Source organism: Maribacter sp. (assembly GCA_020629415.1).
Classification (GTDB): domain Bacteria; phylum Bacteroidota; class Bacteroidia; order Flavobacteriales; family Flavobacteriaceae; genus Maribacter; species Maribacter huludaoensis.
Map to the genome: position 1 here is coordinate 1 of JAHDDL010000064.1, position 9,976 is coordinate 9,976.

General features: G+C 37.6%; 9 protein-coding genes. 4 read left to right on the plus strand and 5 right to left on the minus strand.

The annotated features are described in order from the left end of the window. The first annotated feature begins 246 nt into the window (after positions 1–246). From QZ657_RS16540 to der, 3 genes are all read left to right on the plus strand, one after another. Entirely contained in the window at positions 247–1,611 is a 1,365-nt protein-coding gene (locus QZ657_RS16540; RefSeq protein WP_276471206.1) for an alanine/glycine:cation symporter family protein, read from the plus strand. Beyond that, positions 1,598–2,482, plus strand: coding sequence for a GTPase Era (gene era / locus QZ657_RS16545; protein ID WP_291968159.1), 885 nt, complete (start codon positions 1,598–1,600; stop codon positions 2,480–2,482). Before QZ657_RS16540 ends, era begins: the two co-directional genes overlap by 14 nt. An 82-nt stretch (positions 2,483–2,564) precedes the next feature. Beyond that, on the plus strand, positions 2,565–3,869 hold the full coding sequence (gene der, locus QZ657_RS16550; protein ID WP_058105219.1) for a ribosome biogenesis GTPase Der: 1,305 nt from the start codon (positions 2,565–2,567) through the stop codon (positions 3,867–3,869). 401 nt (positions 3,870–4,270) lie between these two features. Here the strand turns inward: der and QZ657_RS16555 are convergent, their stop codons facing one another. The 5 genes from QZ657_RS16555 to QZ657_RS16575 are packed head-to-tail and all read right to left on the minus strand — an operon-like array spanning position 4,271 to position 7,406. Next, positions 4,271–5,065 (minus strand): TPM domain-containing protein, encoded by a 795-nt coding sequence (locus QZ657_RS16555; protein ID WP_276471208.1) that lies wholly within the window; start codon positions 5,063–5,065, stop codon positions 4,271–4,273. Beyond that, positions 5,046–5,483, minus strand: a complete 438-nt coding sequence (locus QZ657_RS16560) for a TPM domain-containing protein (protein WP_291963403.1) — start codon at positions 5,481–5,483, stop codon at positions 5,046–5,048. The genes QZ657_RS16555 and QZ657_RS16560 overlap by 20 nt, the downstream gene beginning before the upstream one ends. 6 nt (positions 5,484–5,489) lie before the next feature. Continuing rightward, positions 5,490–6,089, minus strand: coding sequence for a LemA family protein (locus tag QZ657_RS16565; protein ID WP_276471210.1), 600 nt, complete (start codon positions 6,087–6,089; stop codon positions 5,490–5,492). A gap of 10 nt (positions 6,090–6,099) precedes the next feature. After that, positions 6,100–6,429 carry a MerR family transcriptional regulator gene (locus QZ657_RS16570; protein WP_058105223.1) on the minus strand — a complete coding sequence of 110 codons (330 nt, stop codon included), beginning with the start codon at positions 6,427–6,429 and terminating at the stop codon, positions 6,100–6,102. Next, positions 6,429–7,406, minus strand: a complete 978-nt coding sequence (locus QZ657_RS16575) for a M23 family metallopeptidase (protein ID WP_276471211.1) — start codon at positions 7,404–7,406, stop codon at positions 6,429–6,431. Before QZ657_RS16575 ends, QZ657_RS16570 begins: the two co-directional genes overlap by 1 nt. 105 nt (positions 7,407–7,511) lie before the next feature. On the opposite strand from QZ657_RS16575, the gene alaS reads away from it, so the two are divergent. Continuing rightward, on the plus strand, positions 7,512–9,976 hold a 2,465-nt coding region (gene alaS, locus QZ657_RS16580), incomplete at its 3' end, for an alanine--tRNA ligase (RefSeq protein ID WP_291968160.1).

The following is a 9,976-nucleotide window of genomic DNA, read 5'->3' on the forward strand; positions in this document are numbered from 1 at the left end:
CCAGCGACCTTCGGGTTATGAGCCCGACGAGCTACCTACTGCTCTACCCCGCGATATGGGTTTTTATCTCACTTGTTTTACAACTTCAGGTCATTACGCTGACGAGATAAAGGTTTGCTACTATTCGTAGCGGGGTGCAAATATACAACACATTTTCTATATTTTCAAAACTTATTTAAAGAATATTTTTCAAGAGCTATATCCTTTAAAAAACATTAAATCCATAACTTCGGTTTTTGCAATTTTATGGATACAATTAATGATTTTATAGCCAGCGCGCTACCGTATACGGAATGGCCAATGTTTCTTTTGTTGATAGGTGGCGGACTCTTTTTAGTTTTTTATTCAAAACTAATGCCCTATCGTTTTTTCGGTCACGCCATTGCTATTACCGCAGGTAAATATGATAATAAAAATTCTAAAGGTGAGGTAAGCTCTTTTCAGGCACTGTCGGCTGCAGTTGCCGCTACAGTTGGCTTGGGAAATATATCTGGGGTGGCAATAGCCATACATGATGGTGGACCGGGAGTGGTTTTTTGGATTTGGATGACAGCATTAATAGGTATGTGTATCAAATTTTACTCTTGTAGTTTGGCAATTATGTATCGTGGTACAGATTCAGACGGTAAATTACAAGGTGGTCCCATGTACTATATAACAAAAGGACTGGGAGAAAAAGCTAGACCGTTGGCTATTTTTTTTGCGGTTTGTGGGTTATTCGGGTTTTTAGGTGTTTTCACGGCGAACCAGTTTACAGAAACATTTATGAGTGTAGTTGAACCTGGTTCAACAATAATAGAGATGAGCGATGAGAATTGGAAATGGACTATAGGTCTTATACTGGCTGTGATTACCTCATTTGTAATTTTCGGCGGATTAACAAAGATTGCAAAAGTCGCTTCTGCCATAGTCCCGTTCATGGTTGCGGTATATCTAATAGCGGTTATTGCTGTAATGGCTATGAATTCCGGTCAAATATTGCCTGCTTTAAAAATGATATTTACTGAAGCTTGGAACTTTAAATCTTTGGCTACTGGCGGCTTTTGGGGATTGGTTATTATTGGTGTCCGTAGGGCAATGTTTTCAAATGAGGCCGGTTTGGGTAGCGCGCCAATGTATCACGGTCAGTCAAAAAACGATGAACCAATTCGCGAAGGCTTGGTGGCTATGTTGGGGCCGTTTATAGATACTATTTTGGTATGTACATTTACGGCAATCGTAATTATTCTCAGTGGAGCGTATTTAGAAGATTCTAGTGGTATTGTAATGACCTTATCGGCATTTGAAAAAACCTTGTTCGGTTGGGGAGACGTACTGTTAATGGTTATAGTAACTGCATTTGCATTGTCTACTTTGTTCACCTATTCTTACTATGGGGTAAAATCTTTATCCTTTTTGACCAATGCTAAAATAGGCAAGTTGTATAACTGGTATTTTGTGATTATGATCGTTTTTGCGGCAGTTGCTTCGTTAGAGCTGGTTAAGAATTTAATTGATTTGTCTTATGCACTAATGGTAATTCCTAATATGATTGCCGTACTTTTGTTGGCTCCTAAGGTAAATGTAGAATTGAAGAAATATATATTAAAATATAGAGATGGCAGATCATAAGGCGGGCTTCGTAAATATAATTGGTAATCCTAATGTTGGCAAATCAACATTGATGAATGCTTTTGTGGGTGAAAAATTATCCATAATAACATCAAAGGCACAAACAACAAGGCACCGTATTTTAGGAATTGTAAATGGGGATGATTTTCAAATGATTTTATCGGATACCCCTGGTATTATTAAGCCGGCATATCAGCTTCAGAGCAGTATGATGGATTTTGTAAAATCTGCTTTTGAAGATGCCGATGTACTTTTGTACATGGTAGAGATAGGGGAAAAGGCTCTAAAAGATGAAGCTTTTTTTGAGAAAATAAAGAATAGTAAAATTCCGGTACTATTATTATTGAATAAAGTAGACACGGCTACACAGGAATTATTGGAAGAGCAAGTGCAATACTGGCAAGAAATGTTGCCAATGGTAGAGTTGCATCCTATTTCTGCATTATCGAATTTTAATATAAAAGGTGTATTTGAACGTATAATAGAATTGTTGCCTAAGTCGCCGGCATATTATCCAAAAGACCAATTAACAGACAAGCCAGAACGTTTTTTTGTAAATGAGACGATCCGTGAGAAAATCTTATTGAACTACAAAAAGGAAATTCCGTATGCTGTTGAGATAGAGACCGAAGAGTTTTTTGAAGATGAAGATATCATTCGTATGCGAGCTGTTATTATGATTGAGCGCGATTCTCAAAAAGGTATTATAATAGGTCATAAAGGTTCTGCCTTAAAAAAAGTAGGGGTAGAGGCTAGAAAAGACTTGGAGAAGTTTTTTGGCAAACAGGTGCACATTGAATTATATGTAAAAGTGAACAAGAATTGGCGTAGTAATGCACGTCAGTTAAAACGCTTTGGGTATAATAAGTAAAGTCTTTCTAAATTTTATATATAGATAAGCTAATCAGGCAACTATTGTTCGGATTATACTACCTTTGCGGCAAATTTAAGCTATGGGTGCTATTGTTGCCATTGTAGGGAGACCTAATGTAGGAAAATCAACATTTTTTAATAGATTAATTCAAAGACGTGAGGCTATTGTTGATGCCGTTAGCGGTGTTACACGTGATCGCCATTATGGTAAAAGTGATTGGAACGGAAAAGAGTTTTCGATTATTGATACCGGCGGTTATGTTGTAGGTAGTGATGATGTTTTTGAAAAGGAAATTGATAGGCAAGTTGAATTGGCGATCGAAGAAGCTGATGCCATTATTTTTATGGTAGACGTTGAAACTGGTGTTACCGGTATGGACGAAGATGTTGCCAAGTTACTTAGAAGGGTCAAGAAGCCTGTTTTTTTGGCTGTCAACAAGGTTGATAATGCCAAAAGAGCTGAGGATGCTGTTGAGTTTTATTCTTTAGGCCTTGGTGAGTATTATACCTTATCTAGTATAAACGGAGGTGGTTCTGGAGAATTGCTAGATGCCTTGGTAGAAAAGTTGCCAGATGTTGTAGAAGAGGAAAGTGATCTGCCAAGATTTGCCGTTGTAGGTAGGCCTAATGCCGGTAAGTCTTCTTTTATAAATGCACTTATTGGGGAGGATAGATATATTGTGACCGATATTGCAGGTACTACTAGAGATAGTATTGATACCAAGTATAATAGATTCGGATTTGAATTTAACCTAGTTGATACCGCTGGTATTCGTCGTAAGGCAAAAGTGAAGGAAGATCTGGAGTTCTATTCCGTAATGCGTTCTGTTAGGGCAATTGAGCATTGCGATGTTTGTATTTTAATGTTAGATGCCACAAGAGGTTTTGACGGTCAGGTAGAAAATATTTTCTGGCTAGCACAACGTAACCACAAGGGGATTGTAATTCTTGTGAATAAATGGGATTTGGTAGAGGATAAAGAGACCAATACTATAAAGCACTATACTGATAAAATTAAAAAAGCTATTGAGCCATTTACAGATGTGCCTATTCTTTTTGTTTCTGTATTGACAAAGCAACGTATTTTTAAGGCAATAGAAACTGCAGTTGAGGTATATAATAATCGTAATAAAAAGATTATTACCCGTAAGTTCAATGAAACAATGTTGCCTATAATAGAAAATTACCCGCCACCGGCGTATAAGGGCAAATTTGTTAAAATTAAATTCTGTACACAATTACCAACTCCGTATCCGCAGTTTGCTTTCTTCTGTAACCTGCCACAATATGTACGTGAGCCATATAAGCGTTATCTAGAGAATAAAATTCGTGAAGAATATGATTTTACTGGGGTGCCTATCACTGTATTTATGAGAAAGAAGTAATGATTTTATTCTAATCTTCAATTGTAAAATTGAAAAAGACCAAACAATTCTGCTTAACATAATTGTTTGGTCTTTTTTTTTTTTTTTTTGAGTTTTAACCAGCAACCCACCCCTGGCCCCTCCCGAGAAGGGAACAGTTTCTAACTTGAATTAAAGATTTTGAATAAAACGGTCCATGTACTTCTTATGGTGACAAAAACGCTTACTATCAAGAAGCCTGCAACTAAATACGTATTTCTCCCCTCTTGGGAGTGGGTAAAGGGGTGGGTAATATAATGTTTATAATTGTTTATAATTGTATACAATAGACCTAAGCCTAGTTGTAACTAGAAAGCGAATAGATATAAACAGGCTTTAATATCTCTGGATATTGAAAATGAAGCAATTTGTATTAAAATAAACTACCACCCCCCGGAAGCACCGCCGCCGCCAAAGCCGCCGCCGCCGAAACCTCCTCCAAATCCGCCACCGCCAAAGCTTCCGCCTCCGCCGCTACCGAATCCGCCACTAGAACCGCTAGAGCGTCCCATGTTGCTGAGAATAATCATATCCCATGGGCTTAGTCCTCTGTGTCTTCTACCACCATTTCTGTCATTGTCATCATTTTTACGACTCCATAAAATGAAAAGTATTACCAAAAAAATGATAAATGGTAGAAAAGAAGAGAGTGGAGTGCCGCCATTATCGCCAAATGTTCGATCTTCTTGAAATTCACCGTTCAATACTTGAAAAATCACATCTGATCCTTTGTTTAGCCCTCCATAGTAATCTCCAACTCTAAATTCCGGTAGAATCACGTTTTCTATAATTCTTTTGGACAGGGCGTCAGTAAGTAAACCTTCTACGCCATAACCGGTACTAATAGCAACTTTTCTGTCGTTTTCGGCTAAAATTATAAGAATACCATTGTCTTTTCCTTTTTGGCCAATTCCCCATTTTTGTCCCCAGTTGGCACCCAAATAATTAATGTTCTCACCATTGGTGCTCGCAATAATGGTAATTACAATTTGGGTAGAAGTACTGTCCGAATACCGAACTAATTTTTGGCTTAAAGCTACTTTTTGCTGATCGCTCAATAAATTGGTATAGTCGTAAACACTGGTTTGTAAGGCTGGTTTTTCGGGTATCTCAAACTGGCTCCATGACGGAGTGCACCAAAGAAAAAGAATTACAAGGCTAACCTTTAGATATCTCATTGCTTAGTTCGTTGGTGTCATCTGATTGCCAAGGAAAATGACTTCTTAGTTCTTCGCCAGCTTTTAAAATGCCGGCAACTAGTCCGTCTTTAAAAGCTCCCTTTTCAAAATGTGTTTGAATACTGTTTCTGGTAGTCTGCCAAAAATCTTTGGGCACAACGTTGTCTATCCCTTTATCGCCGCAGATTACAAATTTCTTGTCGGTTACGGCAACGTAAATCAGTACCCCGTTTTCTTGTTTGGTGTTATCCATTTTTAATAAATGGAAAACCTCTTTAGCGCGTTCGTAATGATCTTTACGTGTGTGCCCCTCAATATGCACCCTAATTTCGCCAGAAGTATTCTTTTCAGCTTTAAGAATAGCTTCTACTATCTCTTGCTCTTCTGTTGCCGATAAAAAATCTTCTACTCTGGACATAGGTTTTTATTCAAAATCAAAATCTACATCTGGTGCATTTTCTGAACCTGCATCAGCCTTGTAATAGGCTAGTTCATCAAAATTTAAAAAACCTGCCAAAATAGAATTCGGGAATTTTTTAATATGCAGGTTGTAAGGTTCTACTGTTGCGTTAAACCTGTCACGTGCTACGTTTATTCTATTTTCGGTACCTTCTAATTGGGATTGCAGTTCCAAGAAATTCTGATTTGCTTTTAAATCTGGATAGCGTTCTACGGTCACCAATAATTTACTTAATGCTCCGCTTAACCCACTTTGTGCTTGGTTGAATTGTTCTAATTGCTGTGGTGTAATATTGGTTGGGTCAATACTCACCGAAGTAGCTTTTGCCCTAGCTTCGATTACATCTGTTAAGGTACCTCTTTCAAAATCTGCAGCACCTTGTACAGTTTTTACAAGATTGCCTATTAGGTCATTTCTACGTTGATATGCACTTTCAACATTTGCCCAAGTTTTTGTAGAAGTTTCTTTCAATGCTACTGCGGTATTGTTGAAGCCTACGCCCCATTGGTATAGTCCAAATGCTATGACGGCGATAACGATTAGTGCGATTAATCCTTTTTTCATAATGGTTGTGTTATAATTGGTCTTTAATTTTATTTAGTTCCGCTTTTACGCGCTCCAATTTTTGAATGATATCGAAATTGGAAAGCGTTTTCTGCTTTTCTTCTTTAAGATGAATTTTTGCGCCATCAAGAGTAAAACCTCTTTCTTTTACCAAATGATAGATCAATTGGAGGTTCTTAATGTCCTGAGGGGTGAATTTTCTGTTTCCCTTTGCATTTTTTTTAGGTTGGAGCACATCAAATTCTTTCTCCCAAAAACGAATTAACGAGGCGTTTACACCAAAAGCACGGGCAACCTCGCCAATGCCATAATATCTTTTTTCTGGAAGGTCTATCTGCATTAATCCAATGATTGATTTTCTTGATTAGCAAATTTAAGCATGTTCTCGAATTCTTCGGGCGATAAACTTCCGTAATAGAAGTTGATAGGGTTAATACGATCTTTGTCCTTCCAAACCTCATAATGTAAGTGTGGAGCTTCGGACCTGCCTGTACTACCTACAAAGCCTATTAGATCGCCTCGTTTTACTTTCTGACCTTTTTTAACGTTGTACTGACTTAAATGCGCATAAAGGCTCAGGTATCCATAGCCGTGTTCTATGCGAATATGTTTTCCGTACCCGGAAGAATTATTGTCTGCTCTGGTTATTTTACCATCACCAGCGGCGTATATAGGTGTTCCTTTAGGTGCAGTGAAGTCCATGCCATAGTGCATTTTTCTTGCTTTTGTAAATGGATCTGAGCGCCAACCATATCCTGAAGCCATACGGGTTAAATCTTCATTATTGATTGGCTGTATAGCGGGAATGGACATTAACAATTTTTCTTTTTCCTCTGCCAATTTTGTAATCTCATCAAGTGACTTTGATTGTATGGCCATCTGTTTTTTAATGATATCCAGCCTTTTAGTGGTAGATATTATCATCTCTGAATTGTTGAAACCTTCTAGAGATTTGTACCGGTTAATACCACCAAAACCAGCTTTACGCTGCTCATCTGGTATGGGGTTGGCCTCAAAATATAAACGGTAGATATTATTGTCGCGTTCTTCAATGTTGCCCAGAACTTCTTCTATCTGTTCCATTTTTTTGTTCAGCAACTCGTATTGAAGCTCGTAATTTTTGACTTCACGAGATAAAGAAAGTTCTCTTGGGGTATTGACAAGATTAGTGTTAAGAAGAAGTATTAAGCCTAACAATCCAAAAAGGCAGGAGCCCAAAATAAAGAAGGTTATATTCCTATAACGTTTAGATTTTTCGGGTTCTATTTTACGGTACGACAGCGTGTCTGGGTCGTAATAGTATTTTACCTTAGACATGAATGTTATTTATCCTATTTTTGTTTTTTCAATTATTAGGGAACAAACAAATATAAAGATAGTTTTATAGAAACCGTTAAAATTTGTAAAAGCTTAGCATTTTAGATGAATTCCAAAGAAACAAGAACTCAATTTCTGAATTTTTTCAAAGGTAAAGAACACAAAATAGTGCCTTCTGCACCTATGGTCATAAAAGATGACCCGACCCTGCTTTTTACAAATGCGGGCATGAACCAGTTTAAAGAATACTTTTTGGGTATTACTCAACCTAAGAGCTCAAGAGTGGTAGATACTCAAAAATGTTTGCGTGTAAGTGGTAAACATAATGATTTGGAGGAAGTAGGTAAAGATACCTATCACCATACCATGTTCGAGATGTTGGGTAACTGGAGCTTTGGCGATTATTTTAAAGAAGAGGCTATTGCATGGGCATGGGAATTGTTGACCGAAGTATTTAAAATAGATAAGGATAGTTTGTACGTATCAGTTTTTGAAGGTAGTGAAGATGCCGATCAATTGGATATGGATGAAGAAGCGTTTGGGCTATGGAAGAAAATTGTTCCGCAGGATAGAATTATCATGGGGAACAAGAAAGATAATTTTTGGGAAATGGGCGACCAAGGACCGTGTGGGCCATGTTCCGAGATTCACGTGGATATTCGCTCAAAAGAAGAAAAGGCAAAAGTATCTGGTGCAAGTTTGGTAAATCAAGACCATCCGCAGGTAGTGGAAATTTGGAACCTGGTATTTATGCAATATAACCGCAAGGCAGATGGTTCTTTAGAGAATTTGCCGGCCAAGCACGTAGATACAGGAATGGGGTTTGAACGTCTTTGTATGGTTTTACAGGGAGTACAATCTAACTATGATACAGATATATTTACGCCGTTAATACGAGAAATAGAAACCATAACAAATTCCGATTATGGTAAAAGTGAAGAAATTGATATAGCCATTCGTGTGATCAGTGATCACATTCGCGCGGTGGCATTTTCTATTGCAGACGGTCAATTGCCAAGCAATACAGGTGCCGGTTATGTGATAAGAAGAATATTAAGAAGAGCGGTACGCTACGGATTCACCTTTTTGAATACCAAAGAACCTTTTATGTTTCGTTTGGTAAATGTTTTAACCGATTCTTTGGGTGCAGCTTACCCGGAATTGAAAGAACAAAAACAACTGATCGAAAATGTGATCAAAGAAGAAGAATACTCTTTCTTGAAAACTTTAGATCAGGGCTTGTTGCTTTTAGATACTATCATAAAGAATACAAAAGGAAAGGTTGTAGATGGCGGAAAAGCTTTTGAGCTATATGATACTTTCGGATTTCCAATAGATTTAACTGCATTGATTCTTAGTGAAAAAGGATATGAGTTAGATGAAGTTGGCTTTGATGCCGCAATGCAGAAGCAGAAAAATAGGTCAAAATCCGCATCGTCCGTATCTAAAGAAGATTGGGAGGTTTTACAAGAGGATAACGAGCAAGAGTTTGTTGGTTATGATATGCTTGATGTTGAGGTAAAGATTACCAAATACAGAAAAATAACGTCCAAAAAAGAAGGTACACAATATCAACTGGTGTTTAATCTCACCCCTTTTTATGCTGAAGGCGGTGGTCAAGTTGGTGATAAAGGGTATTTAGAAGATGCACATGGCGATGTTATTTATATTACCGATACCAAGAAAGAGAATAACGAGATCATTCATTTTGCCAAAAACCTACCAAAGCATTTAAATGAAAGTTTTAAAGCGGTCGTAGATAAAAAGCAACGTAATAGAACGGAAGCTAACCATACGGCAACGCACTTGCTGCATCAGGCATTAAGAGAAATATTGGGTAAGCACGTGGAGCAAAAAGGGTCTTCGGTACATTCAAAATATTTACGATTCGATTTTTCTCACTTTTCTAAAATGACACCAGAAGAATTGCAGGAAGTTGAGAATTTTGTTAATGCTCGTATAGACGGACAATTACAGCTCCAGGAAGAAAGAAACGTACCTATGAAAACTGCGATAGCAGAGGGTGCTATGGCGTTATTTGGAGAAAAATATGGAGATGCGGTAAGAACCATTCGTTTTGGTCAATCGATTGAATTATGTGGAGGAACACATGTAAAGAATACGGGAGATATCTGGCAATTTAAAATAAAGTCAGAGGGCGCCGTTGCAGCAGGTATTAGAAGAATAGAAGCAATTACCGGTGATGCCGTTAAAGACCTTCATACTGATAATGATAAATTACTTTCAGAAATAAAACATGTTTTAGGTAATAGCCAAGATCCGTTAAAGTCGGTTTCAAGTTTACAGGAAGAGAATAGCAGCCTTAAAAAACAAATAGCTGAATTACTTAAGGATAAGGCAAAAAATCTAAAAGGGGATTTACTTTCGGAACTTAAGGAAATCAACGGAGTGCAGTTTCTAGCTAAAAAAGTAGATTTAGATGCAGCTGGTATTAAAGACCTTAGTTTTGAAATGGGCGGCAATAAGGATAATTTGTTTTTACTGTTCGGAACAGAGCAAAATGGTAAAGCTTTATTGTCCTGTTATATATCTAAAGAACTGGTTGCCTC

Coding starts and splice junctions, on each gene's coding strand:
- QZ657_RS16560 (WP_291963403.1), bottom strand. CDS start 5,483: ATGTCCAGAGTAGAAGATTTTTTATCGGCAACAGAAGAGCAAGAGATA.
- QZ657_RS16555 (WP_276471208.1), bottom strand. CDS start 5,065: ATGAGATATCTAAAGGTTAGCCTTGTAATTCTTTTTCTTTGGTGCACT.
- QZ657_RS16540 (WP_276471206.1), top strand. CDS start 247: ATGGATACAATTAATGATTTTATAGCCAGCGCGCTACCGTATACGGAA.
- der (WP_058105219.1), top strand. CDS start 2,565: ATGGGTGCTATTGTTGCCATTGTAGGGAGACCTAATGTAGGAAAATCA.
- QZ657_RS16575 (WP_276471211.1), bottom strand. CDS start 7,406: ATGTCTAAGGTAAAATACTATTACGACCCAGACACGCTGTCGTACCGT.
- era (WP_291968159.1), top strand. CDS start 1,598: ATGGCAGATCATAAGGCGGGCTTCGTAAATATAATTGGTAATCCTAAT.
- QZ657_RS16570 (WP_058105223.1), bottom strand. CDS start 6,429: ATGCAGATAGACCTTCCAGAAAAAAGATATTATGGCATTGGCGAGGTT.
- QZ657_RS16565 (WP_276471210.1), bottom strand. CDS start 6,089: ATGAAAAAAGGATTAATCGCACTAATCGTTATCGCCGTCATAGCATTT.